The organism is Acidovorax sp. 100 (genome assembly GCF_003688355.1).
Taxonomy (GTDB): domain Bacteria; phylum Pseudomonadota; class Gammaproteobacteria; order Burkholderiales; family Burkholderiaceae_C; genus Acidovorax; species Acidovorax delafieldii.
Genome location: NZ_REFD01000001.1, coordinates 1777623 through 1801055, shown reverse-complemented (window position 1 = coordinate 1801055; position 23433 = coordinate 1777623). Strand labels below are relative to the sequence as shown.

Below are 23433 nucleotides of genomic sequence, written 5' to 3'. Positions count from 1 at the left end.
CGCGATGGTGTTGTCGTTGTGGGTGGGGCTGAGGGGTCAGCAGCCCAGCGCAGCAAGCACTTCGGGGCTGGCCTGCACCGCACTGCGCTGGTGGTAGAAGTCCAGCGCCCGCAAGCCACCCAGCTCAGCACCACCACCAGCCCGGCCGGGCCCGCCATGCAGCGACATGGGCATGACATTGCCGTGGCCCGTGTGCGCAGTGGCCACTGCCGGCGTCACCACATGCACACGGCCATTGCTCGCAGCCAGCTCTACGGCGGCCTGGGCCAGGGCCTTGTCGTCGGCACCATAGAGCGAGGTCACCAGCGAGCCCTGGCCACGCTGCGCAAGGGCCAGCGCATGGGGCAGGTCGTTATAGGGCAGCAAGGTGGCCACCGGTCCAAACACCTCCACGTCATGAACGACGGAGGCCTTGTCGGCATCGCGCGCGCCCAGCAGCACCGGGCCGACGCAGGCGGCCACTGCAGGGTCGGCATCGACCAGCGGCCGCGTTCGGCCGTCATACACAAGGTCGGTATGGGCCCCCAGGGCGGCAATGCCTGCCTGCACCCCATCGAACTGGGCGCGGCTGACCAGCGAGCCCATGCGCACTTCCGGGTTGCGGGGGTTGCCAACCACCACGCGGGCCAGCTGGGCGCTGACAGCCTCTGCCACCGCAGCGTACGACGCAGTGGGGACGAGGATGCGGCGGATCGCGGTGCACTTCTGGCCGGACTTGACGGTCATCTCACGAACGACTTCGCGCACCAGCAGGTCAAAGGCCGAACTGCCCGGCGCCGCGTCGGGCATCAGCAGCGCAGCGTTGAGGCTATCCGCCTCGATGTTGGCGCGCACCGAACGCTGCGCCACCGCCGGATGCGCGCGGACAACGCCCGCCGTCTCGGCAGAGCCGGTGAACGACACCACATCAAAGGGTTGCAGCGCATCCATCAAACCCGCCGAGCTTCCCGCGATGATCGAGAGTGCACCGGCGGGCAACACCCCCGCGTTCACCACGTCTTGCACCATGCGCTGGGTCAGCCACGCCGTGGATGTACCGGGCTTGACGATGACCGGCATGCCCGACAGCAAGGCGGGCGCAGTTTTTTCCCACAGCCCCCAGGCGGGAAAGTTGAACGCGTTGATGCACAGCGCCACCCCTGGCCTCGGCACCTGCAGGTGCTGCGACTGAAAGACCGGTTCCTTGCCCAGCCTGACGGCATCCCCGTCACGCAGCACGCGCACATCGCCCAGCGCATCCCCCCATTTGGCGTATTGGCCGAGCGTGAAGATGCCGCCGTCGATGTCCACCGCAGAGTCCGTCTTGACGGTGCCGGAATTGGCGGTGGCGATGTCGTAATAGCTGTCGCGGTGCGCCTGCAGCACCTTGGCGACCGCGCCGAGCATGGCGGCCCGCTCACGATAGGTGGCAGCGCGTAGCGCAGCTCCCCCCTGTTCGCGGGCAAACGCAAAGGCCTCGGGCAGATTCAACCCCGTGGCGTCCACCCGCACCAGGGCGTTGCCCAGCACAGGATCGCGCAGCTCAGTGCCGGGCCCCGTTCCGTGTTGCCAGCGGCCGGCAAGGTGGTTGGCGAGCAATTCAGTCATGCAGTCAATCTTTCAGAGCAGGAAAGTCAATAGGGAGCAGCGCTGGCGCCAGCCCTAGCGTGTGAAATGGATCTGCCCCTCGGGCAACAGGTACAAAACCAGCGCCCTGCCGCGCGCCACCGTAGGGTGGTGTGCACTGCCGGGCGGGTAGACGCACCAGCCGGCAGGGTGGCCGTCAAACAACGCCTCCCCCTCCAGTGGCATGATCAAATCGATTTCGCCCTGCGGGTGGGTGTGGTGGGGGCCAGCAATGTTTTGCATATCCACCACGTCCACAGAAAACCGGTGCAAGGCATCTTCGGGCTTGAACACACGGCCATAGCGGATGCCGCCGCCTTCGCGTTCACACAGCCAGCCTTCACGTGCGCCCTGAATGCACGCCTCCCGCAAGCGCTGGTAGGTCGCACTGGTGGGGCCGTGCATGGTGTTCAGCCATTGCGCCAGAGCGGCATCCAGGGGTTTGCCAGCGAGCTGGGCGGTCACATCAACCAGGGCTTGGTGAAATGCAGTTTTGTCGGACATGGGCAGTGGGTGCAGCTAGAGTCGGGGCCCAATCTGCACCGTTTTTGATCCACCGCCTTGCGCGCATCCAAAACATGCAGTATTTTGCCAATTGATGAACCATAGTTACCTCAAAGATCCATGTCAAGCACTATAGTGCATGAATGGCGTTTTCCCTGAGAAGACCAGGGCGCTCCATGAAAAGGATGGGTATGAATGAAACAGAAACGGCGGGGCTGCTCGCACCCGCCTCCGCGCAGGAGGGTGCGCAGTCATCGGCCGAGGAGCCCAAGAACCCTCTTCTGGTGTCGCTGGGCGAGCGCGTTCGCAATCTGCGTGCACAGCGGGGCCTGACCCGCAAGGCGGTAGCAGTGGCCGCCGACGTGTCGGAGCGCCACCTGGCCAACCTGGAGTACGGCACGGGCAACGCCTCCATCCTGGTGCTGCAGCAGGTGGCCCATGCGCTGCACTGCTCGCTGGCGGAGCTCGTGGGCGATTTCACGACGCAATCGCCCGAATGGCTGCTGATCCGCGAACTGCTGGAACACCGCAGCGAGCCCGAACTGCGGCGTGCCCGCCTGGCGTTGCACGAGCTGCTGAGTGGGGGGCACAACGACGCAGCAAGGCACCGCCGCATTGCGCTGGTGGGTCTGCGGGGGGCGGGCAAATCCACCCTGGGGCCGCTGCTGGCACGCGAGCTGGATGTTCCCTTCATTGAACTGAGCCGCGCCATCGAGGCCCTCGCCGGGTGCAGCGTGCGCGAAATCCACGACCTGTACGGCACCACCGCCTACCGCCGCTACGAGCGCAGGGCGCTGGAAGAGACCATCCAAATCCACAGCGAGGTGGTCATTGCCACGCCGGGTGGCATTGTGTCGGACCCCGCCACTTTCAACGAGCTGCTGGCCCACTGCACCACCGTGTGGTTACGGGCCGCGCCCGAGGAACACATGGGGCGGGTGGTGGCACAGGGCGACATGCGCCCGATGGCCGCCAGCAAGGAGGCCATGGACGACCTCAAGCGCATCCTGGACGGGCGCGCTGCTTTCTATTCCAAGGCCGAAATCACGGTGGATACCTCCGGCCAGACCCCCGAGCAGAGCCTGCAGACCTTGAGTGCCAGCGTGCGCAAGGCCATGGCCCGCGTGGCGTAAAAACCTGCACCCGGTCTGAACGGCTGCAGCCCGGACATCGGCGCCGCAGCACCCACGCCCATCCCGGCACAGCACAGCGCCCGCCACCACCGCGGCCTGTGCAGCTCGCCCCCTCCCAATCGCCCCCCCCCGCGCAGCCCTCAGCAGCGCTGCCCGTCTACCCGAATGCCATCGGCAAAAAAATGCATTGACACACCGAGAAACATGCATGATGATGCACATCAACAACTGCGCACAAGCACTATATTGCATTAATTCTCCACGGAGACCTCATGGCAGACCTCACCCACGTTCCCGAACGCGTTGACTACCGCACTGATCCCACGCAGTACCGCCACTGGACCTTGTCGGTCGAGGGTGCCATTGCGCGGCTGTCCCTTGACATTGCGGAGGACGGCGGTATCCGTCCTGGCTACAAGCTCAAGCTCAACAGCTACGACCTGGGGGTGGACATTGAGCTGCATGACGCGCTCAACCGCATCCGCTTCGAGCACCCCAACGTGCGCAGCGTCATCGTCACCAGTGGCAAGGACCGTATCTTTTGCTCGGGCGCCAACATCTTCATGCTGGGTGTGTCCAGCCATGCCTGGAAGGTCAACTTCTGCAAGTTCACCAACGAGACGCGCAACGGCATTGAAGACTCCTCCAAACACTCGGGTCTCAAGTTCATTGCGGCAGTGAATGGCGCCTGTGCAGGCGGTGGCTATGAGTTGGCACTGGCGTGCGATGAAATCATCCTGGTCGATGACCGGTCGTCTGCCGTGTCGCTGCCCGAAGTGCCTTTGCTGGGCGTGTTGCCCGGCACCGGTGGGCTGACACGTGTCACGGACAAGCGCCACGTGCGGCACGATCTGGCCGACATCTTCTGCACCAGCGTGGAGGGTGTGCGTGGCCAGCGCGCGGTGGACTGGCGCCTGGTGGACCGTATCGCCAAGCCCGCGCAATTTGCCGTCACGGTGCAAGAGCGCGCCGCCGCCCATGCACAGACCAGCACCCGCCCCAGCGGAGCACAAGGCATTGCCCTGCCACGTGTGGAACGGCAGGACCATGCCGACGGCATGCGCTACCAGCACGTGACGGTGGACATCGACCGCGCACGGCGCACGGCCACGCTGTGCATCCGCGCCCCCGAGGGAGCGCAGCCCGCTGACACGGCAGCCATTGAAGCAGCGGGCGCCGCCTGGTGGCCGCTGGCACTGGCCCGCGAGCTGGACGACGCCATCCTGAACCTGCGCACCAACGAACTGGACATTGGCACCTGGCTGCTGAAGACCGAAGGGGATGCGCAGGCGGTGTTGGCCAGCGATGCCATCTTGCTCGCGCATCAGGACCACTGGCTGGTGCGCGAGACCATCGGTGCGCTGCGACGCACGTTTGCCCGTCTGGATGTGTCCTCACGCAGCCTCTTCGCGCTGATCGAGACGGGATCAGCTTTTGCCGGCACCCTCGCAGAACTGGCCTTAGCGGCAGACCGCACCTACATGCTGGCCCTGCCCGACGCGCCAGAGCAGGCCCCAACGCTCACCCTGAACGCATTCAACTTTGGCCTGCTGCCCATGGTGAATGACCAAAGCCGCTTGCAGCGCCGCTTCTATGAAGAGGCGGGCCCGCTGGAAGCGGTCCGCGCTGCCGCGGGCCGGCCGCTGGACGCAGACAGCGCACTGGCGCTGGGCCTGGTCACGGCAGCCCCCGACGACATCGACTGGGCCGACGAAATCCGTATCGCCATTGAAGAACGCGCCGCCATGTCGCCCGATGCGCTGACCGGCCTGGAGGCCAACCTGCGCTTTGCCAGCAGGGAGAACATGAACACCCGCATCTTCGGGCGCCTGACCGCGTGGCAGAACTGGATCTTCAACCGCCCCAACGCCGTGGGCGAGAAGGGCGCGCTCAAGGTCTACGGCACCGGCCAGAAGGCCGGGTTTGACCAGACGCGCGTCTGACCCCCTGCCCTGCATTCGATTTCCATCCAGAGGAGCACCCCATGAGCAGCATCAACTACAGCGAGAAGATTCCCAACAACGTGAACCTGGGCGAAGACCGCACGTTGCAGCGCGCGCTAGAAGGCTGGCAGCCCAACTTCATCAACTGGTGGGACGACGTGGGTCCCGAGGGCTCAACCAACCATGAGGTCTATCTGCGCACCGCCGTGAGCGTGGACCCGAACGGCTGGGCCCAGTTCGGCCACGTAAAAATGCGCGACTACCGCTGGGGCATCTTTTTGAATCCGGGCGATACCAACCGCGAGATCCACTTTGGCGACCACAAGGGCGAAAAAGCCTGGCAGGACGTGCCCGGCGAGCACCGCGCCAACCTGCGCCGCATCATCGTGACCCAGGGCGACACCGAGCCCGCCTCGGTCGAGCAGCAGCGCCACCTGGGCCTGACGGCGCCCAGCATGTACGACCTGCGCAACCTGTTCCAGATCAATGTGGAAGAGGGCCGCCACCTGTGGGCCATGGTGTACCTGCTGCACAAGCACTTCGGCCGCGACGGCCGCGAGGAAGCCGAAGCGCTGCTGCAGCGCCAGTCCGGCGACGAAAACAACCCGCGCATCCTGGGCGCGTTCAATGAAAAGACGCCGGATTGGCTGGCGTTTTTCATGTTCACCTACTTCACTGACCGTGACGGCAAGTTCCAGCTCTCGGCCCTGGCAGAGAGCGCTTTTGACCCGCTGGCGCGCACCACCAAGTTCATGCTGACCGAAGAGGCCCACCACATGTTTGTGGGCGAAAGCGGCATCTCGCGCGTGCTGTCGCGCACCGCACAGGTAATGAACGACCTCAAGACCGACGACCCTGCCAAGGTGCGTGCGGCTGGCGCCATCGACCTGCCCACCGTCCAGCGCTACCTCAACTTCCACTACAGCGTGACCATCGACCTGTTCGGCGCTGACCAGTCCAGCAACGCCGCCACGTTCTACAGCTCGGGCCTCAAGGGTCGCTACGAAGAAGGAAAACGCACGGACGATCATGTGCTCAAGGGCCAGACCTACAAGGTGCTGGAGGTCAAGGACGGACAGCTGCTGGAAAAAGAAGTGCCCATGCTCAACGCGCTGAACGAAGTGCTGCGCGACGACTTCATCAAGGACTCCATGGCGGGCGTGGGCCGTTGGAACAAGGTGCTGGAGAAAGCGGGAGTCCCCACCCGCCTGGTGGTCCCCCACAAGGCCTTCAATCGCCAGATCGGCGCGCTGGCGGGCATCAAGATGTCGCCCGACGGCCGCGTGGTGAGCGAGGCAGAATGGACCGCACGCAAGGCCGAATGGCTGCCCACGCCCGAAGACTTCGCGTTTGTGGCGTCGTTGATGGGCCGTGTGGTCGAGCCGGGCAAGTTCGCCGGCTGGATCGCGCCCCCCGTCATGGGCATCAACCGCCAGCCGGTGGATTTTGAGTACGTGCGTTTTAATTGATCGCCGCTGAGTTGCCCGTGCCGCATTCGCCCCTGGCAAGACGGCACGAGCGGCCCGGCGAAGTGGGCTCTGCGTTGTGGCACACCGAATGCCTCCACTGTATGCAAGGTCCCAGCACTGGTAGCCGGATATTGCTCGAAGAATGAATATGGACACCCACACGCTGATCGACAACGGCATCCTGAAGCAGCATCTGATCGACCCGGAGATCTGCATTCGCTGCAACACCTGCGAGGCCACCTGTCCGGTCAACGCGATCACGCACGACGACAACAACTACGTGGTGCGAGCCGATGTGTGCAACGGCTGCATGGCCTGCATCTCGCCCTGCCCCACGGGTTCCATCGACAACTGGCGTGCGGTGCCAGTGGCCCGTGCCTACACCGTTGAGGAACAGTTCAGCTGGGAAGAACTGCCGGGCGAGCTTGCTCCCCATGAACTGGTCGCAGCAGGCGGAGAGCCCGCCACAGAGGTAACGGCGCTGCAGCAAGCCCCCGAAGCGCCTGCTGAGCCGGGCACGCAGGTGTTTCGCTCCGCACAGTACGGAGCCACGGTACCGCCCTGGTCTGCAGCCCATCCCTACACCAATCTTTTTCCGCCCAAAAACCCGACCACGGCCACCGTGGTCGGCAACTTCAATTGCACCGAGGCGGGTTTTGAGAGCGAGACCCACCATGTGGTGCTCGACTTCGGCAGCATGCCGTTCCCCGTGCTGGAAGGGCAATCGATTGGCATCATCCCGCCGGGCGCCGATGCGCTGGGCAAACCCCACCACGCGCGCCAATACTCGGTGGCCAGTCCGCGCAACGGCGAACGCCCCGGCTACAACAACCTGGCGCTGACCGTGAAGCGCGTGACCGTGGACCACGATGGCAACCCTGTGCGAGGCGTTGCCTCCAACTATGTTTGCGATCTGAAGGTGGGCGACAAGGTGCAGGTGGTGGGGCCGTTCGGCAGCAGCTTCCTCATGCCCAACCACCCGCGATCGCACATCGTGATGATTTGCACCGGCACCGGCAGCGCTCCCATGCGCGCCATGACCGAGTGGCGACGCAGGCTACGCAACAGCGGCAAGTTTGAGGGCGGCAAGCTCTTGCTGTTCTTCGGCGCACGCACGCAGCAGGAACTGCCCTACTTCGGCCCCCTGCAAAGCCTGCCCAAGGATTTCATCGACATCAACCTGGCTTTCTCCCGCACGCCCGGGCAGCCCAAGCGCTATGTGCAAGACCTGATGCGCGAGCGCGCCGCCGACCTGCTGGCCCTGCTGCGCGATGACAACAGCCACTTCTACGTCTGCGGCCTCAAGGGCATGGAAGAAGGCGTGGTGATGGCGCTGCGTGACATCGCCCAGGAGGCGGGGCTGAGCTGGGACGCCCTGGGTGGGACGCTTCAGCGCGAAGGGCGACTGCATCTGGAGACGTACTGAGGCGGGCATGGCATCGGCCTGAGCCAAACTCAAGCCGTGGCGCCCCCCCAAAAAGGCCCATTGGCCGGGCCTCGGGGCGCTGCATGGAGCCCTTTCCCTTGTGTAACAGCTGCAACGCCGGACGCTGACCGGCAAACTGGTCTGTCGTTCCTGCGAAAATAGCGGGCTTTGCCTTCGGGAGGACTCCTTCCCCCGATGCACGCGCCGCCGGACCGTCCCGCTCGGCCGTGCCCACCCAGTGCACAGCCTTCACGGGATGACCCAACACCACCGACTCAACAGCTCACGCCTCGTGGTCCTGCTCCAGCAATGGACGCGGGAAGCCAGCGAGCGGGCCGCGCCTCCGCTACCAGCAGCCAAGCCCCCCGATGTGGCAGAGCAGCTGAGCCTATGGCTGGGAACCGTGGACGCCGTCCAGCTCAGCCGGGCGCTGCACGCGATCGAGAACCTGCCATCGCAGGCGGCGACTGCACAGCACCCGGCAATGGCGCTGAACATGACGGTACTCGCCGGCCTGGTAGCGAAGGTTCGGGCCGACCTCGAAGTGCAGCTGGCCACGAGGCCCACTGCACCCAAGCCACTGCGGGCCCGGGCGGACAACACCCCCGTGGAACTGCCCGACCCGAGGGTGGACACGGATTTCGCCACCCACGCGCCACGCTATCTGGACCTGCAAAAGCAGATGGAGCTGCGGCTGCAGCCCCTGCGGGCACAGTTGCGCCAGGCGATCGCACAAGGCGCCCCCAGATTGCGCCAGGTGGCGGCGCTGGACGCTGTGATGGAGCGCATGCTGGCACCGCGTGAACAACGGCTGTGGGCCTTGCTACCAGCGCACCTGGAGCGCCGTATGGCGCACCGCCACCGGCAACACCAGCACAGGCTGACCACCCAAGGGTTGACCGATGAGCCTACGCGCTGGCGGCAGGCTGGAGGCTGGCTGTGGGCCTTCGAGCGCGACATGCAGGCCCTACTTGCCGCAGAGCTGCAAACGCGCATGGAACCGATCACGGGACTGCTGGAAGCAGCCCAGAACGACACAACAGGACAACAGGAATGAACAAGAGTGTGATGACCGCCATCTTCGCTGCGGGCCTTGCAGCCGCTGGCTGGGTGGGCTGGGGTTTTGTGGGCCACAGCCCGCTGGCACTGGCAATGACGGTGATGATCGCCGCCACCTACCTGCTGGGAGCCTGGGAGCTGATGCGCTATCGCGCGGCCACCGCCTCGCTGACGCGTGCGCTAGAGGCCCATCAAGAGCCCCCTGCCCTGGATGCCTGGCTGGAAAGCCTGGACCCCGCACTGCGCCACCCGGTTCGCCAACGTATCGAAGGGGAGCATGTAGCCCTGCCGGGACCTGCACTCACGCCTTACCTGGTGGGGCTGCTGGTCATGCTGGGCATGCTGGGCACCTTCGTGGGCATGGTGGTGACGTTCCACGGCGCCGTGTTTGCCCTGGAGGCCTCAGGCAACCTGGAATCCATCCGCAATGCACTGGCTGCGCCCATCAAGGGGCTGGGTCTGTCGTTCGGCACGTCCGTCGCCGGGGTCGCCACATCGTCCGCACTGGGCCTGTTGTCCGCCCTGAGCCGCCGGGAGAGGCTGCAGGCGGTGCGCCAGCTGGATGCGCGCATCCCCACGCTGTTCCGTGCCTTCTCGTCCGCCCAACGGCGTGAGGACACCTTGCTGGCCCTGCAAGCGCAGGCCCAGGCCCTGCCGCTGATTGCCGATCGCCTGCAAGCCATGATGGAAGGACTGGAGCGCCGCCACAGCCAGCTCAACGACCAGCTGCTGGCGCAACAGCAGGGGTTTCATCAAGAGGCCTCTGCCGCCTACACCCAATTGGCGCAGGCCGTGGGTACATCGCTGCAAGACAGCCTGAGCAACAGCGCCCAGCAGGCCACCGCCGCAATGAGCCCGGTGGTGGAACAGGCCATGACGACGCTGGCACAAGAGTCCCAGCGCACCCACGAGCGGCTGCGAGAGCACACAGGCCAGCAACTGCAAAGCCTCAGTGCGCAATGGGAGGGCACAGCACGCAAGGTGGCCGACACCTGGGCCAAGGCGCTCGACCAGCAGTCGAACACACAGGGCGCGCTGACCGCCCAGTTTGAGGTTGCAGTGCAAAAGCTCACGCAGACTTTCGACACACGCTCGAAAACACTGCTGGACTCCCTGCACGTATCGGCTGCACAGCAACAAGCTGACCTGGCGGAGTCCGACCAGCGGCGACTCCAAGGCTGGGAGCACTCCATGCAGGACATGGCTCGCAACCTGGCCAGCGAATGGCATCAAGCGGGCAACCACATGCTGGCCCAGCAGCAGGAGGTGGGCCAGGCCTTGGAGCGCACCGCACAGCAGATGGACCGGCAATTGCAAGCCACCACCCAGGCCTTTGCACAACAGGCCGAAGCCCTGGTCACCACACTGCAGGCGACGGTAGCCGAAGCCCACGGTGCGCAGCGCGCTGCGGATACGCAGCGGCTCGCCGACTGGACGCAGTCCATGCACCAGATGGCCCAGAAACTCAGCGGCGAATGGCAAAGCGCGGGGGCACAAACTGCCGAACAGCACCAGACAACCGGCGCGGCACTCGCCCAAGCAGCCCAGCAGCTGGAGCACCGCCTGCAGTCAGCCAACAACGCATTTGAAGAACGCTCCGAGGCCTTGCTGGCTGCATTGCAAAGCACCGTCACCGATGCTCAGCAGGCGCAGCGCGACGCCGATGCGCAACGGCTGGCAGGCTGGAGCCAGTCCCTGGAGAGACTGGCCCACACGCTCAGCGCTGAATGGCAGCGCGCAGCCACACAGACCGTGGAACAACAGCGCGCCCTGATGCAGACCCTGGAAGACACCGCCACGCAAGTGAGTCTGCGACTGAACGCCCAGGTGGACCGTACATTGGGCAGCGCCACCGCGCTGATGGAGCAATCCGACGCCCTGCTGCGCACACGCATCGACAACGAAGCGCAATGGGTGCAAGCCCAGGGTCAGCGCATGGATGCGCTGACCCTGGTGTGGCGCGAGGAACTGACCACCCTGCGCAATGCAGAAGCCGCGCGCGGACAGGCGGCAGTGGACCGCCTGGATACTCTGCAAGCCGCCGTGGCAGAGCACCTGGCCACCCTGGGCGCTGCGCTGGAAGCCCCCCTCACGCGCCTGCTGCAGACCGCCTCCGACGTGCCGCAAGCGGCGGCCGAAGTCATTACCCAGTTGCGACAGGAAATGACACGCCTGGGCGAACGCGACAACCTCGCACTGGCCGAGCGCACGGCCATGACACAGCAGCTGGGCAGCCTGCTGCAATCCGTGAACGAAGCCGCTGTGCAGCAGCGCGCGGCCATTGACGCACTGGTGGGTTCCGCCGCCGAGGTGCTCGAACAGGCGGGCCAGCAGTTTGCACAGGCTCTGGGCGCACAGGCGGGCAAGGTGGACGAAGTGGCAGCACAGGTCGCGGCCAGCGCCATCGAGTTGTCCAGCCTGGGGGAATCCTTCCAGCACGGCGTCGGCCTGTTCAGCGCCAGCAACGAGAAGCTCGTGGAGAGCCTGCAAGGCATGGAGGACGCCCTTCGCGAGTCCATGGGCCGCAGCGACGAACAGCTGGCGTACTACGTGGCGCAGGCCCGCGAGGTGATTGACCTGAGCATCAGCGCACAACAAGGCATCGTGGAAGACCTGCGTCGACTGCATGGCAAGGCCACGGCAGAACAAGGGGTGCCCGCGTGACCGGCGTGGACGACACCCTGGATGATGCTACCGACCAGACGGCACCGGTGTGGGCCGTCTTCGGCGATCTGATGGCGGGGCTGCTGGGTGCGTTTGTACTGATCCTCGTGGGCGTGCTGGTGGTGCAGATCGACCTGGTGACCAGCCTTCAGCAGGAAGTGCAAAAGCGCCAGATGGAAGAGCAGCGGCGCATGGCGCTTGAGAAGGCCCTGGCCATTCCGCTGGCCAGCGGGCGCGTGACGGTGAACAACGGGCGCATTGGTATCAGCGGCAGCGTGCTGTTTGCCACCGGTTCGGACGAACTGCGTGCCGAGGGACGGCAACTGCTCAAGAGTCTGGTGCAGCCGTTGGGGGTTTACTTGCGGGAGCGCGACGAAATGCTGATGGTCAGCGGCTTCACCGACAACACCGCGCTGCTGCGCGGCAGCCAGAAGCGTTTTGCGGACAACCTGGAGCTGTCAGCCCAGCGTGCACTCACCGTGACCCGGGCTCTGATTGACGAAGGCATGCCATCGTCCCAGGTGTTCGCCGCAGCCTTTGGCGCCGAACAACCCGTGGCTGACAACAGCGATGAAAAAGGCCGTGCACAAAACCGCCGGGTGGAGATGGCCCCAGTCCCCAAGGCCGCCAACACCCGGTCCACCGAGTCTCCTCGCGCACCATGACAGATCCCCGTCTGGAGGCATTGCGTGCAGTGGGCGCGCACCACAACGACCCCGCGCGTTTTCACTACCTGGAGATCCTGGCGCGCCGCCTGCCTGGCCAATCAGCGGCCGTGCAGCGGCTGTTGGCGCACAAGCTCGATACGGCGCTGGCGAGCTACCCCGAAAACCGGCCCCACACAACTCCATCTCAGGACAACCAACGCCCCGCCCCTGCAGCATCTGCGCTGGCACAACTGAACCAAACCCTGGGACCCCCTCGGCGCAGCATCGCCAGGGACGACCCCTTTGCGATGGACAGCGCTCCATTGCCCGCGCTCAAAAGCGTGCGCCATTTCAGCGAGGTCTGGTCGCACATCGCCGCCGAGCAGCAGGTGGTGCAGGCCCTGCACAGGGGGCCTGAGAACGCCGGGCCACTCAACGCCCACAAGCTGATGCTGCGCTCACTGAACCTGATGCGCTCCCTGTCCCCCGACTATCTGCGCCATTTCATGGCGCAAATGGACACCTTACTGTGGCTGGATCAGGCAAGCAACCGAGCCACAAGCCCCGCTCCGCGTTCGGTGCGCAAGACACGCAACAAGCCATAGACCGATAGATCCGCAGGCCTGTAACCAGAGCACAAGCCACTGCTGTGTAGTCCCCGGCCCAACGCCCGGGGCGAGGGAAACAGGCGCTTCGGCGCCTCCAACCGCTGACGCGAAACGTCACAGTACGTGGCCCAGCCATTGTTTTCAAAACTGGAACAGTTAGTTTGCGACTGGATGGTTTTTCCCTGAACACCATCGGCGTACAGTTCATCCCATCGATGAGCCGAACCCGCAAGGCGACTCACCGAACCCGGTTCAGAAATGGTTTTTGACCCGGCTTTTTTGAGACGCTTTTTAACTTTCAAGGATTTTCATCATGAACAAGACCGCCCGTTTCCTCTCCGTCGCCGCTGTTGCCGCTTTCGCCGCTTTTGGCGCCCATGCCGATGAAGCCGATGGCTCGCAATTTGCCCTGAAGTTCGACACCAACCGCACCCGCGCTGAAGTGGCTGCCGAAGCTGTCGTCGAAGCCCGCACCCACAACATGGAACCCGCAGGCTCGCGCGTGGTGACCTACCAATCCACCGCTGACCGCGCTGCCGTGCGTGCACAGGCTGCCGAAGCCGTGCGCACCGGCCAGATCTCTTCGGGCGAATTCAGCGCCATGTAATTTGGCAGACCAACTGCTTGGGTTGGATTGAAGCAGTTGCGGGACTTCCCAAGGCGGTGGCACTTCGCGCGGTGCGGGTGCTGCCGCCATGGGGAGTGTTAACTGAACCGCAGGGGCGGGCAGGCAAAAAGGGCTCCCTCTGGGAGCCCTTTTTGTTGCGTGCGAACACAAGCAAAACGTCGTATGCCTGTTGCATCTCCAAGCCGAAAGCCTCTGCGTCATCGCGAAAAACGAGCGCTCGCTACGCGGTCCCGGCCTTCAATGCCGCGCGTCGTTCCGCAAACTGCGCAGCCCACTCAGATACCGGCATAAAGCTGGGGTCCGAACGCACCACACGCTCCGTCTGGGCCCAGATGGCTTCGTCATCCTGATCCAGGTCCAAAGGATCACCGTGGGGCTGGCTCACGTACCAAGGAGTGTCCAGATAAACCTCCACCGTGTTGTCTTCCGGGTCCATGCAGTAAATGGAAATAGCATTCCCATGGTTAAGCCCGCGCATCTTCGACGCGCCCAGTGCCAAGGCGCGGCGACGCGCCTCGCGCAGATGATCAATGGTCTGGACCTTGAACGACAGCTGCATCACGGTGCTCGGGGCATCTTCACCCCGCCCTCCAGCCAGCACCAACTGGTGGTGCTGATCACCACGCCCGCTCAGAAACACGATCTCGAAGCGAAAGGTCACGCCCTCGCCACGATCCGTCTCCTGCATGTCGAACACTCCGGTATAGAAAGCCTTCATCACCTCCAGGTCACGGCAAAAAATGCCACAGTGAGCGAGATTGGCGGTATAGGGTGGGTTCACGTTGCGAGACTCCATGGGTTCAGGGAATGAGGACCAGCTTGCCCAGCGTGCCGCCGGTGTCCAACAGCTCGTGGGCCTGACGAACCTCTGCCAGTGGCATGCGCATGGCACGCGGTGCACGCACCTGGCCACTCGCCATGAGCGCAATGGCTTGCTCCATCAAGCTGCGGCGCTGAGCCACATCGGCATCCACTGCATGAATGGAGAAGGTACGTATCGCCAGACTCTTGGCGAGCAGTTTGCGAAGCTCATCGAACACATCACTCGATGGTGGGCCTGCAAGGATGTTGTACGACACCGCCATGCCTGAGGGGGCCAGCGACCGCAGACAGGCGATAAACAGCGCCGCACCCACATGATCAAAAGCGAGGTCGACGCCACGCCCCCCAGTGAGCTCCATGACGCGTTGCGGCAGGGCCTGCACGTCGCCATCCACAAGATCGCTAACTCCGTTTTCCAAGGCGAACTGGCGTTTTTCCGGGGTTGATGCAGTACCGATGACGCGCATGCCTCGCGAGCGCGCCACCTGGGCCAGCGCGGTGGCAACCCCACCTGCTGCACCGGGAATCAGGATCGCTTTAGCGGGCAGATTGCCGTTGCTGGCCAGTAGCGCCAGTGCGAGCTGGAAGTTACCGAGACTCACCGCGTCCTCGAACGCAATGCTCTCAGGCAGCACAAATGGCACAACTTCGGGCACGCAGATCGCCTGCACGTAGCAGCCCCCGCGCTGTGGCAACTCTCGTGCACTGACCAGCACGCGGTCACCCACAGACAGGCGGGTGACGCCCTCACCGGTGGCGTCGACGATTCCGGACAGCTCATTGCCAGGCACGGCGGGCAGTGGGGGCATCCATTTGTAAGTACCGTTGCGAATCAGAACGTCCGGCCCACCTGCACCTATGGCATGAGCCCGGACGCGTACCTCGCCCGGTCCGGGATGAGGTACAGGGATGTCCACCAAAGACAGAACCTCCGGACCACCCGTGACCTGGAGCTGCACGGCCTTCATCGTGCCAGTGGAAGAAATCGCCATGTCTAACCTCAGCGCTGGCCGTCGTGTACAGACACCTGCTCGCGCGTCAGGCCGCCCAGGCGCGAGTGGACGCGTCCGCCATCGGCCATCACCAGTGCGAAAAGGATTTCGTCGGGGCGGGGCGCGTCCTGGATCCCCACCTCGGCACTGTTGAAATGGCTGCGGACATAGGCCGCATGGATGTAATGCAGTGGCACCATCAAGCGGTAGCCCGTAGCGGCCACGGCCTTCGCCGACGGCACGATGGCTTTGGGTTCACCCAGCACTTGTCGCATTGCCCAGCCCCCCGCTTCGTGCCAGACGGCGCCATGCTCCAACTCGCCATTCACGCCGACGATGGCTGCCTTGCTATAGGCCTGTACTTTTTCCTTGCCCAGCGTAGCCACCAGCTCTTCAGCGAGCATCGTACCGAGGGTGCGCAGCTCGGCCATGAAGGGCAGCAGATCTGGCTCATAGCGGCCAGCGTAAGGATTGCGAATCACAGCGCAAGCAGAGGCGATACGCAGCGGCGTGTCTACCGGTGGTCCGCCCTCGTGGTACACCGTTTCAATGGTCAGGCTGCGTTTGCGGATAGCGATCAAGTTCATTCAAAAGTCCTTCGACAAGGTAATTGGAGTCATTGTTTGGGAATCTTGGCATCAGCCACTACCTGCTGCCATTTTTCGATCTCGTGGCTCACCATGACCTTCATTTCCTCGGGCGTGCTGCCGCGTGCTTCCCCGCCCATGTCCTCCAGACGCTGCCGTACTGCTGGCGCCTGTAGCGCACGGAGCACCTCCGCATTGAGGCGATCAACGATCGGTCGGGGCGTTCCTACGGGCGCCAGAAGGCCGGCCCACGAGCGCACGTCATAGCCCGTCACACCTTGCTCCACGACGGTGGGAACATTGGGCAGGCCTGGCCACCGTTGGGGGCCGGTGGTTGCGATGGCGCGCAGCTTCCCCGCCTGGATGTTGGTCAATACCGCGGTCGGCGGAGCGATGATGAATGGCACATCGCCTGCCAGCAGCGCCGTGATCGATGCAGCATCGCCCCGATAAGGAACGTGCAAAAGATTGACTCGAGCCATCTTGGCCAGCAGCTCGCCCGCCAGATGGTGGGTTGAGCCCACGCCCGCAGTCCCGTAGCCAACCGATCCCGGTGTGGCCTGCGCGTTTGCGATGACTTCACGCAGGCTCTGGACTTTCGAATTGGCGTTGACAACCACCAGGAACGGAAAGAAGGTGATCGTGGAAACCATCTCGAAGTCCGCGACAGACTTGTAGGGGAGCGTGTTGTAGAGAGCGCCCGCCACCGCATGCCCCCCGGTGGCGAGCAGCAACGTGTATCCGTCGGGCTTTGCCCGCGCTACCGTGGTGGCGGCGATGGTGCCGCCAGCTCCAGACTGTGCCTCCACCACCACGGCCTGGCCCAAGGCTTTGGCCATCTCTGCGCCCACAGCGCGGGCGATGGCGTCCGCATTTCCACCAGGAGCGAACCCCTGATAGAGCTTGATCGCTCGCTCGGGATAGGCTTGGGCCAGGGCCGGCAGCGCCGGCCACCCAAGAGCGGCCGCGCTGCAGGCGGCCAGGACGTGTCTTCTTTGCATGGTGTTTGTCTCCGTGGGCGGCAGCCGCATGGGGCCTTGCTCTACCCTTGCAGGGTCTGGATGGAAGATCGAACGGGCAAATGGCGCCAGACGATGGTCAGCCCTGCGCAACCACTGGATTGCGCAGCACGCCGATGGCTTCAATCTCCACTTCCACGACGTCGCCAGGTTTCATGAACTGCGGCGGCTTCTTGCTCCAGCCCACGCCAGCAGGAGTGCCAGTGATGATCACGTCACCGGGGACCAACGTAAAAATGGTTGAGGCATACGCAATCAGGCGGGGGATCGAAAAAATCATGTGCCCCGTATGGCTGGACTGCACCACAACGCCGTTCAGACGCGTCTCCAGCTTGAGTTCGCGACCAGGCGCGATCTCGTCTGCAGTCACCATCCAGGGACCGAAAGCACCAGTGGATTCGAAGTTTTTGCCGGAGGCGATCTGCTTGGCATGGAACTGCCACTCACGCACGCTGGCATCGTTGTAGCAGCTATAGCCTGCAATGTGCGCCCAGGCGTCCGCCTCGCTGATGTCACGACCTTCCTTGCCAATCACTACGGCCAGCTCGCCCTCCCAATCCAGCGACTCCGAAACATGGGGACGGACGATCGGACCTTGATGTGGCGTCTGTGAACGCCACACGCGCAAGAAGATCGGCGGCTGCTCGGACAGCTCGCGCTGCATGCCAGCAGCGAGCACCTCCTGGTGGTGATCCATGTAGTTGCGCACCGCGCAGACAATTTTTTCGGGGCGAGGAATCACCGGCAGGAACGTCACTTCGGCCAACTTAGCGTCGGCCTTGAGATCTGCCACCAACGCATCCCGGCGCGCGAAGTCCGGGCTTGCGATGAAGCCAGCCAGCGTGGCATGGCCGGTTCGGATTGCCAGTTCGGCAACACCGTCACCGAGGACGGCACCCCAGGTTTCACGGCCGGCGATTGAGTAGGACATCAGTTTCATGGGTTTCCTAGAAAAGGGATGAAAGAGGAATCTGAGAAGGCACAACGATCAGAACTTGGACTTTTGGATTTTCTAATCTAGTGCATGAATGTATTTTTATGCACAAAATACAAATTATGCGTAGTGGTTTACACCGAGCGATTTGAGGGAACTTGCTAGGGCCCTTGCGCAAGAAGAGGCACTTGCAGACAACGGAAATGGGGAACTCAGAAGCGAAAAAGCCCACATGCGCGATGCATGCGGGCTCTGCACCACGCGAGTCGGGTGCAACCAGAAATGAGGAGGGGCAGGGCTGCCCAGGAACCGGCGAAATGCCTGTACCTAGACCATGCCCGGGCTCGCAATGGCAGTGGAGGGTCAGCCTCCCTGGCTGTGCTCCAGCTTGCTCAGCACCGAGAGCACATTGCGCTCGGTACTCAAGATGTGCTCTTGCAAGAGTGCACAGGCGGTGTCTGCATCGCGCCGCAGCGTAGCGTCCATGAGCTTACGGTGCTCGCTGGATTTGTGCTTAAAGGTCTTGCGAAAGCGCGCTGAAAACCGCCGGTAACGCTCCGCCTGGTCGAAGAGGCTTGCACTCCAAGTCCGCAGGCGTTCTGATGGACTGGCTGAAATCAGTGCCATGTGAAAGGCAGTGTGCACTTCCGTCCACCCTTGGTCCAAAACGACCGGACCATCGCTAAGTCGGCCTTCTACCTTCTCCAAGCGGTGAAATGCCCCCACTACTTGCGCCTCCCACACGTCATCACCGTGGGCAATCGATTCGCGCAGCGCCTGAACGTCAAGCATCACACGCATGCGCGTGATGTCGCCCAAGTCCTCTGCAGAAATCGCCGTTACACGAAACCCTCGCCGTTCATCTGCCCGGATCAACCCCTCCTGGGCCAGACGACTCAGCGCCTCCCGCAACGGACTGCTGGAAAAGCCGTAGGCAGCTTGCAGTTCATCGAGCTTGAGCTTGGCGCCTGGACCGTAGGTGCCATTCAACACATCCCTGCGCAATTGCGCGAAGGCCTGATCCACCAGGGGCGGAGTGCGAGGGGATGTGTCTGTTTTGTACATGTTTTGAATTTTATGCATAAACTTCAGGCATTGAAAGAACGAAAGAATCTCAATGAACACCAACCAGATGACACGTCCTATCCGCCTCCTCGCCATCTCCGGAAGCCTCCGCCGCGCGTCGCACAGCACTGCCGTGCTGCGAAGCCTCCAGCCACTGCTACCTTCTGGAACCACACTGGAGTTGTTCGCTCTCGACGAGATCCCCATGTACAACGCAGATCTGGATGGGGAGCAACCGCCGCCTCCAGTCGTCCAGCTCAAGAACGCCATTGAACATGCGGATGGCCTGGTACTGTGTTCTCCTGAGTACAACTACGGCATACCCGGGGTACTCAAGAACGCGATTGACTGGGCTTCACGGCCGGGATTTGCATCTCCTCTCAAGGGCAAGCCCGCGCTCATCATGACGGCGTCGCCAGGCACGGCAGGGGGAGTGCGGGCACAGGCCCAAATTCGTGATGCTTTGGCAGCCACACTGGCACGCCCCTTGGTGCGGCAGCACATCGCCATTGCGGGAGTCGCCGCGCGCATACAAGACGGTCACTTAGTGGACAAGCCTACTCTGGATATCATCCAAACAGGATTGCACGAGCTGGTCGAGGAGATCCGGTGGATCGCCGCGCGCAGCCAACAAGTCTGAGACAGAAGTCGCTAATAAGGCCGGGTTTTAGCGGCCAGTGCCGATAGGGCTCGACTCGGCACCCAATCTTTGAATATGTGCCGGGTCACCCGAATGGAGTTCGCTCATGAAGATCACCGTCTCAACTGTGGTTGCCGCACCGTTGAAAGAAGTCTGGCGCGCATACACAACACCCGAAGACATCAAACAATGGAATACAGCGTCCCCAGACTGGCACACGACCACCTCGTCGGTGGATCTGCGGCCAGGTGGCAAGTTCTCCTCTCGCATGGAGGCGAAGGACGGCTCATTCGGGTTTGACTTTGCAGGTGAATACACCAAGGTTGTGCCGTGCCAGCTCATCGAATACGCCTTCGGGGATCGAGCAGGACTCGTTGAGTTCAACGAGGGCACGGACGGAGTCAAAGTTACGGTCACATTCGACGGGGAACAAACGCACTCCGAAGAGCAGCAGCGAGCCGGCTGGCAGGCTATCCTGGACAACTTTTCCCGCCACGTGGTCGCAAAGCTGACGCGGCAATAGCGGCCAGCTCGCAGAGCCTCTTGCCCGTACATGCGACCTGCCCGAGGCCCGCATGCGCGCTGCGCTGCAGTCAGTGGCCGTGTTCGACCACCCCGACCGCAGCCAGCGCGGTCGCACCATCACGCATGCACACTACTTTGACCTGGGCGATGCGCCCTTCCCGGTGGTGCAGGCCGATGACGATGCAGCGCTGGTGCAGTGGAGCCGCATCGACCAGCTGGCAGGCCTGGAAGAGGAATTCTTCGAAGACCACTTCCACATGCTGGACCACTTTCTGGGGCTGACGAAGCTGGACTGATCCGTTCCACCCGTTTTTTGCATCCAAACGGGCTCAAGCGCTACGGAATCATACATCTATCGCTATATTTTATATAGCACTAGGTACCAGCCCGCTCCAGCATGGCGTGCAGCAGCACGTTGCATCCCGCCTCGATGTGCTCGGGTTTCGCATCCTCGATCTCGTTGTGGCTGATGCCGTCCTTGCAGGGGATGAAGATCATGCCGCTGGGTGCGAGCTTGGCCATGTACACGGCATCGTGCCCCGCGCCGGAGACGGCAGGCATGTGGCTGTAGCCCAGCTTGGCGGCGGCGTGGCCCACGGCCTGCACGCATTCGGGCTGGAAGAGCTGTGCGGGGTAGCTGGACACCATTTCAATGTGGACCTGCACACCGTGTTCTTGGGCCACCTGGTCGGCAAAGGCCTTGACCTCGGCGGCCATGGCGTCCACCAGCGCGTCGGTGCTGTTGCGCAGGTCGATGCTGAATTTGACCCGGCCGGGGATGACGTTGCGGCTGTTGGGGAAGACTTGCACCATGCCCACGGTGCCGCGCCCGTGCGGTGGGTGGCGGTGGGCGGCGGCGACTACGTCTTGCATGATGCGTGTGGCGGCCAGCATCGCGTCCTTGCGCAGGGCCATGGGGGTGGGGCCTGCGTGGGCTTCCATGCCGGTGACGGTGCAGTCAAACCAGCGGATGCCCAGCACGCCGCTGACCACGCCGATGGTCTTGTCGTTGTCTTCCAGCACGGGGCCTTGTTCGATGTGGGTTTCAAAGTAGGCGCCGATGGGGTGGTCGCCGGGTTCCTGGTCTCCGATGTAGCCGATGCGCTCGAGTTCGCCTTTCACCGTCTTGCCTTCGGTGTCGGTGGCGGCGTAGGCGTGCTCCAGCGTGAAGGCTTTGGCGAACACGCCCGAGCCCATCATCACGGGCACGAAACGCGATCCTTCTTCGTTGGTCCAGAAGGCGACTTCGATGGGGGCTTCGGTTTCGATGCCATGGTCGTTCAGGGTGCGCACGACTTCGATGCCGGCGAGCACGCCGTAGTTGCCGTCGAACTTGCCGCCGGTGGGCTGGGTGTCGATGTGGCTGCCGGTCATGATCGGGGGCAGACTGTTGTTGCGCCCGGGGCGGCGCATGAAGCCGTTGCCGATCTTGTCGATGGTGACGGTCATGCCTGCCTCGCGCGCCCAGCGGGTGACCAAGTCACGGCCTTGTTTGTCCAGGTCGGTGAGGGTCAAGCGGCACACGCCGCCCTTGGGGGTGGCGCCGATCTGCGCCAGCTCCATCAGCGATGCCCACAGGCGTTCGCCGTTGATGCGCAGGTTCTCGATGTCGGGTTTGACTTTCGTGTCCATGGGGTTCTCCAGAGATATAGCTCAGTCAGGGATATGTGAGCACGTCGCCCAACGGGTAGACGGGCTGGCGCAGGTTTTCGAACGGGAACAGCTGGTAGTCCGAGCTGGTCACGCCTGGGCTATCGCACTCCACCAATCCAGCAGAGAGCGGCACAAAGACCGGTCGGCAGTACATGCGCGACTTGAGCAGCAGGTAACGATATGCCGTGGGGTCCAGGCCCACACAAGAAAAAACGCCCAGATCCCACGGTTCGTGCGGCTGCTCCACCACCACGATCTGAGTGCCGCCGGCATCCAGCCAGACGGCACGCCCCATGGAGCAGCGCTGGCCGGTGTATATCGGGCCCGTCACGGTATAGCTGCCGTCGCTGATGGCACGCACTGTGCCCTGCACCAGCACGGGCTCTTTGACAATGCCCAGCCGAGCCAGCGGCACCTTGTTGCCCAGGCGCACCGACACCTGCGCGCCCACACCGGCCGCCACGAGCTGCTCAACTGCTTCCGGATCAGACAGCGGCCCCGTGGCGATACCAGTCAGGCCATGCCGCCAGGCGGCCTGCAGTACATCCATGGTGTCGCAGGTTCCTCCGGACATGCAGTTGTCGCTGTGATCCAGCAGCAGCACGGGCTTGCCCACCCCTTCGGCCATGCGCTGCGCCCGAACGAAGGCTTCGGCCAAGGGCTCGCTGGCATACACGTAGCCTTCACGTTCCGCCCAGATCTGGGCAGCCACGCGGTCCAGCGCAGCGGCGCACAGCGCTTCACACTCGGCAGTGCATTCCGCCGTGGCCACTACGCTCACGCATGGTGCGGCGATGTCGGCCAAGGAGAAGCCTGCAAAGATGGTCATGGCCGGCACACCCTCCCCTTCGGCCTGCCGCGCCGATGACACGGCGGCGGCCATAGCGCCACCCAAGGTCGTGCTGCGCAGGGTGTGACTGAGCAGCGGCAACTGTCGCCAGCGCACGGCGTACCTCGTCCCTTGCTGCAACATGTGCAACACGAGACGTGCCGCGTGCTCGCCCGTCTCGTACATGTCCACATGCGGGTAGGTCTTGAACCCCACCATCACATCGGCGTTATCGACCATCTTCTGCGTGATGTTGCCGTGCAGGTCCAGAGCTACGCCCAACGGTACGCCAGGCGCAGCCGCCCTCACCCGGACAAGCAGGTCTCCTTCCCCGTCCGGTGTGTTCTGCGCCACCATCGCGCCATGCAAATCGAGCAGGATGGCATCGCAACCCACCGCTGCGGCGACGATGCGGTCCGTCAACTGGCGGTAGGCGTCGGCATCTACCGGCCCGCTGGGGTTTGCCGTGGCGGAGACGGGCGTCACGCACTGCGCCCCTACCCGCTTTGCTGCATCAATGAAAGCCGCCATCGCCGTTCGCATGCCGAAGTTGGCATGGAAGGCCGCCGCGTCGTACTCGGGCGCAAACGCCTTCAAGGGCGTGGGCACTGGAGAAAAGGTATTGGTCTCGTGGTTAAGACGAGCAATCAGAAACTTCATGAAACGCCCTTCGGGATTCAG

The 23433-nt window shown here is 63.6% G+C and carries 21 protein-coding genes and 1 pseudogene; 12 read left to right on the top strand and 10 right to left on the bottom strand.

Annotated elements, in window-relative coordinates:
* Nucleotides 1-36 precede the first annotated feature (36 nt).
* A complete protein-coding gene (locus tag C8C96_RS08430; RefSeq protein WP_121942026.1) occupies nt 37-1587 on the bottom strand; it encodes a 3,4-dehydroadipyl-CoA semialdehyde dehydrogenase in 1551 nt (516 codons plus the stop codon).
* A 54-nt stretch (nt 1588-1641) separates the two neighbouring features.
* The gene (locus tag C8C96_RS08425) at nt 1642-2109 is read right to left on the bottom strand and encodes a DUF4863 family protein (RefSeq protein ID WP_121942025.1); all 468 of its coding nucleotides are present in this window, start codon (nt 2107-2109) and stop codon (nt 1642-1644) included.
* Nucleotides 2110-2300: 191 nt separating this feature from the next.
* Between C8C96_RS08425 and C8C96_RS08420 the strand changes: the two genes are divergently transcribed.
* The 9 genes from C8C96_RS08420 to C8C96_RS08380 all read left to right on the top strand — a co-directional run bounded on the left by C8C96_RS08420 (nt 2301) and on the right by C8C96_RS08380 (nt 13665).
* Nucleotides 2301-3242, top strand: a complete 942-nt coding sequence (locus C8C96_RS08420; RefSeq protein WP_056746950.1) for a helix-turn-helix transcriptional regulator — start codon at nt 2301-2303, stop codon at nt 3240-3242.
* 272 nt (nt 3243-3514) lie between these two features.
* Nucleotides 3515-5185, top strand: a complete 1671-nt coding sequence (gene boxC / locus C8C96_RS08415) for a 2,3-epoxybenzoyl-CoA dihydrolase (RefSeq protein ID WP_121942024.1) — start codon at nt 3515-3517, stop codon at nt 5183-5185.
* Nucleotides 5186-5226: 41 nt separating this feature from the next.
* Nucleotides 5227-6654, top strand: coding sequence for a benzoyl-CoA 2,3-epoxidase subunit BoxB (boxB, locus tag C8C96_RS08410; protein ID WP_121942023.1), 1428 nt, complete (start codon nt 5227-5229; stop codon nt 6652-6654).
* A gap of 148 nt (nt 6655-6802) precedes the next feature.
* Nucleotides 6803-8080 (top strand): benzoyl-CoA 2,3-epoxidase subunit BoxA, encoded by a 1278-nt coding sequence (boxA, locus tag C8C96_RS08405; protein ID WP_121942022.1) that lies wholly within the window; start codon nt 6803-6805, stop codon nt 8078-8080.
* Between the two features lie 256 nt (nt 8081-8336).
* A complete protein-coding gene (locus tag C8C96_RS08400) occupies nt 8337-9137 on the top strand; it encodes a DUF3348 family protein (RefSeq protein ID WP_121942021.1) in 801 nt (266 codons plus the stop codon).
* On the top strand, nt 9134-11803 hold the full coding sequence (locus C8C96_RS08395) for a DUF802 domain-containing protein (protein WP_121942020.1): 2670 nt from the start codon (nt 9134-9136) through the stop codon (nt 11801-11803). Before C8C96_RS08400 ends, C8C96_RS08395 begins: the two co-directional genes overlap by 4 nt.
* Entirely contained in the window at nt 11800-12468 is a 669-nt protein-coding gene (locus C8C96_RS08390; RefSeq protein WP_121942019.1) for an OmpA family protein, read from the top strand. The genes C8C96_RS08395 and C8C96_RS08390 overlap by 4 nt, the downstream gene beginning before the upstream one ends.
* Nucleotides 12465-13055 carry a DUF2894 domain-containing protein gene (locus C8C96_RS08385; protein ID WP_121942018.1) on the top strand — a complete coding sequence of 197 codons (591 nt, stop codon included), beginning with the start codon at nt 12465-12467 and terminating at the stop codon, nt 13053-13055. Before C8C96_RS08390 ends, C8C96_RS08385 begins: the two co-directional genes overlap by 4 nt.
* Nucleotides 13056-13371: 316 nt before the next feature.
* A complete protein-coding gene (locus tag C8C96_RS08380; protein ID WP_121942017.1) occupies nt 13372-13665 on the top strand; it encodes a DUF4148 domain-containing protein in 294 nt (97 codons plus the stop codon).
* A 241-nt stretch (nt 13666-13906) separates the two neighbouring features.
* Here C8C96_RS08380 and C8C96_RS08375 read toward each other — a convergent pair whose 3' ends face one another.
* From C8C96_RS08375 to C8C96_RS08350, 6 genes are all read right to left on the bottom strand, one after another.
* Nucleotides 13907-14482, bottom strand: a complete 576-nt coding sequence (locus C8C96_RS08375) for a VOC family protein (protein WP_233584190.1) — start codon at nt 14480-14482, stop codon at nt 13907-13909.
* Nucleotides 14483-14486: 4 nt separating this feature from the next.
* On the bottom strand, nt 14487-15500 hold the full coding sequence (locus C8C96_RS08370; protein WP_121942016.1) for a zinc-dependent alcohol dehydrogenase family protein: 1014 nt from the start codon (nt 15498-15500) through the stop codon (nt 14487-14489).
* An 8-nt stretch (nt 15501-15508) separates the two neighbouring features.
* Complete coding sequence (locus tag C8C96_RS08365) at nt 15509-16087, bottom strand: amino acid synthesis family protein (RefSeq protein WP_056066523.1); 579 nt, start codon at nt 16085-16087, stop codon at nt 15509-15511.
* A gap of 29 nt (nt 16088-16116) precedes the next feature.
* Complete coding sequence (locus C8C96_RS08360) at nt 16117-17088, bottom strand: tripartite tricarboxylate transporter substrate binding protein (protein WP_121943929.1); 972 nt, start codon at nt 17086-17088, stop codon at nt 16117-16119.
* 97 nt (nt 17089-17185) lie between these two features.
* A complete protein-coding gene (locus tag C8C96_RS08355; protein ID WP_121942015.1) occupies nt 17186-18046 on the bottom strand; it encodes a fumarylacetoacetate hydrolase family protein in 861 nt (286 codons plus the stop codon).
* Nucleotides 18047-18403: 357 nt separating this feature from the next.
* Nucleotides 18404-19123 (bottom strand): GntR family transcriptional regulator, encoded by a 720-nt coding sequence (locus tag C8C96_RS08350; protein ID WP_056066532.1) that lies wholly within the window; start codon nt 19121-19123, stop codon nt 18404-18406.
* Between the two features lie 34 nt (nt 19124-19157).
* On the opposite strand from C8C96_RS08350, the gene C8C96_RS08345 reads away from it, so the two are divergent.
* From C8C96_RS08345 to C8C96_RS08335, 3 genes and pseudogenes are all read left to right on the top strand, one after another.
* The gene (locus C8C96_RS08345; protein WP_121942014.1) at nt 19158-19745 is read left to right on the top strand and encodes an NADPH-dependent FMN reductase; all 588 of its coding nucleotides are present in this window, start codon (nt 19158-19160) and stop codon (nt 19743-19745) included.
* 106 nt (nt 19746-19851) lie between these two features.
* Nucleotides 19852-20268, top strand: a complete 417-nt coding sequence (locus C8C96_RS08340) for an SRPBCC family protein (protein WP_121942013.1) — start codon at nt 19852-19854, stop codon at nt 20266-20268.
* Nucleotides 20269-20299: 31 nt separating this feature from the next.
* Nucleotides 20300-20566 (top strand): annotated as a pseudogene (locus C8C96_RS08335) (cytidyltransferase); the annotation flags it as partial.
* A gap of 79 nt (nt 20567-20645) precedes the next feature.
* On the opposite strand, the gene C8C96_RS08330 reads toward C8C96_RS08335, so the two are convergent.
* Nucleotides 20646-21902: a Zn-dependent hydrolase gene (locus C8C96_RS08330; RefSeq protein WP_121942012.1), complete on the bottom strand. Its 1257-nt coding sequence runs from the start codon at nt 21900-21902 to the stop codon at nt 20646-20648.
* Between the two features lie 25 nt (nt 21903-21927).
* Nucleotides 21928-23412, bottom strand: coding sequence for a M81 family metallopeptidase (locus C8C96_RS08325; protein WP_121942011.1), 1485 nt, complete (start codon nt 23410-23412; stop codon nt 21928-21930).
* Nucleotides 23413-23433: the final 21 nt, after the last annotated feature.

What these genes read in the sequence shown, in the direction of transcription:
- C8C96_RS08430 (WP_121942026.1), bottom strand. Translation starts at nt 1,587, where the DNA reads ATGACTGAATTGCTCGCCAACCACCTTGCCGGCCGCTGGCAACACGGA.
- C8C96_RS08425 (WP_121942025.1), bottom strand. Translation starts at nt 2,109, where the DNA reads ATGTCCGACAAAACTGCATTTCACCAAGCCCTGGTTGATGTGACCGCC.
- C8C96_RS08420 (WP_056746950.1), top strand. Translation starts at nt 2,301, where the DNA reads ATGAATGAAACAGAAACGGCGGGGCTGCTCGCACCCGCCTCCGCGCAG.
- boxC (WP_121942024.1), top strand. Translation starts at nt 3,515, where the DNA reads ATGGCAGACCTCACCCACGTTCCCGAACGCGTTGACTACCGCACTGAT.
- boxB (WP_121942023.1), top strand. Translation starts at nt 5,227, where the DNA reads ATGAGCAGCATCAACTACAGCGAGAAGATTCCCAACAACGTGAACCTG.
- boxA (WP_121942022.1), top strand. Translation starts at nt 6,803, where the DNA reads ATGGACACCCACACGCTGATCGACAACGGCATCCTGAAGCAGCATCTG.
- C8C96_RS08400 (WP_121942021.1), top strand. Translation starts at nt 8,337, where the DNA reads ATGACCCAACACCACCGACTCAACAGCTCACGCCTCGTGGTCCTGCTC.
- C8C96_RS08395 (WP_121942020.1), top strand. Translation starts at nt 9,134, where the DNA reads ATGAACAAGAGTGTGATGACCGCCATCTTCGCTGCGGGCCTTGCAGCC.
- C8C96_RS08385 (WP_121942018.1), top strand. Translation starts at nt 12,465, where the DNA reads ATGACAGATCCCCGTCTGGAGGCATTGCGTGCAGTGGGCGCGCACCAC.
- C8C96_RS08380 (WP_121942017.1), top strand. Translation starts at nt 13,372, where the DNA reads ATGAACAAGACCGCCCGTTTCCTCTCCGTCGCCGCTGTTGCCGCTTTC.
- C8C96_RS08375 (WP_233584190.1), bottom strand. Translation starts at nt 14,482, where the DNA reads ATGGAGTCTCGCAACGTGAACCCACCCTATACCGCCAATCTCGCTCAC.
- C8C96_RS08370 (WP_121942016.1), bottom strand. Translation starts at nt 15,500, where the DNA reads ATGGCGATTTCTTCCACTGGCACGATGAAGGCCGTGCAGCTCCAGGTC.
- C8C96_RS08365 (WP_056066523.1), bottom strand. Translation starts at nt 16,087, where the DNA reads ATGAACTTGATCGCTATCCGCAAACGCAGCCTGACCATTGAAACGGTG.
- C8C96_RS08360 (WP_121943929.1), bottom strand. Translation starts at nt 17,088, where the DNA reads ATGCAAAGAAGACACGTCCTGGCCGCCTGCAGCGCGGCCGCTCTTGGG.
- C8C96_RS08355 (WP_121942015.1), bottom strand. Translation starts at nt 18,046, where the DNA reads ATGAAACTGATGTCCTACTCAATCGCCGGCCGTGAAACCTGGGGTGCC.
- C8C96_RS08350 (WP_056066532.1), bottom strand. Translation starts at nt 19,123, where the DNA reads ATGCATAAAATTCAAAACATGTACAAAACAGACACATCCCCTCGCACT.
- C8C96_RS08345 (WP_121942014.1), top strand. Translation starts at nt 19,158, where the DNA reads ATGAACACCAACCAGATGACACGTCCTATCCGCCTCCTCGCCATCTCC.
- C8C96_RS08340 (WP_121942013.1), top strand. Translation starts at nt 19,852, where the DNA reads ATGAAGATCACCGTCTCAACTGTGGTTGCCGCACCGTTGAAAGAAGTC.
- C8C96_RS08330 (WP_121942012.1), bottom strand. Translation starts at nt 21,902, where the DNA reads ATGGACACGAAAGTCAAACCCGACATCGAGAACCTGCGCATCAACGGC.
- C8C96_RS08325 (WP_121942011.1), bottom strand. Translation starts at nt 23,412, where the DNA reads ATGAAGTTTCTGATTGCTCGTCTTAACCACGAGACCAATACCTTTTCT.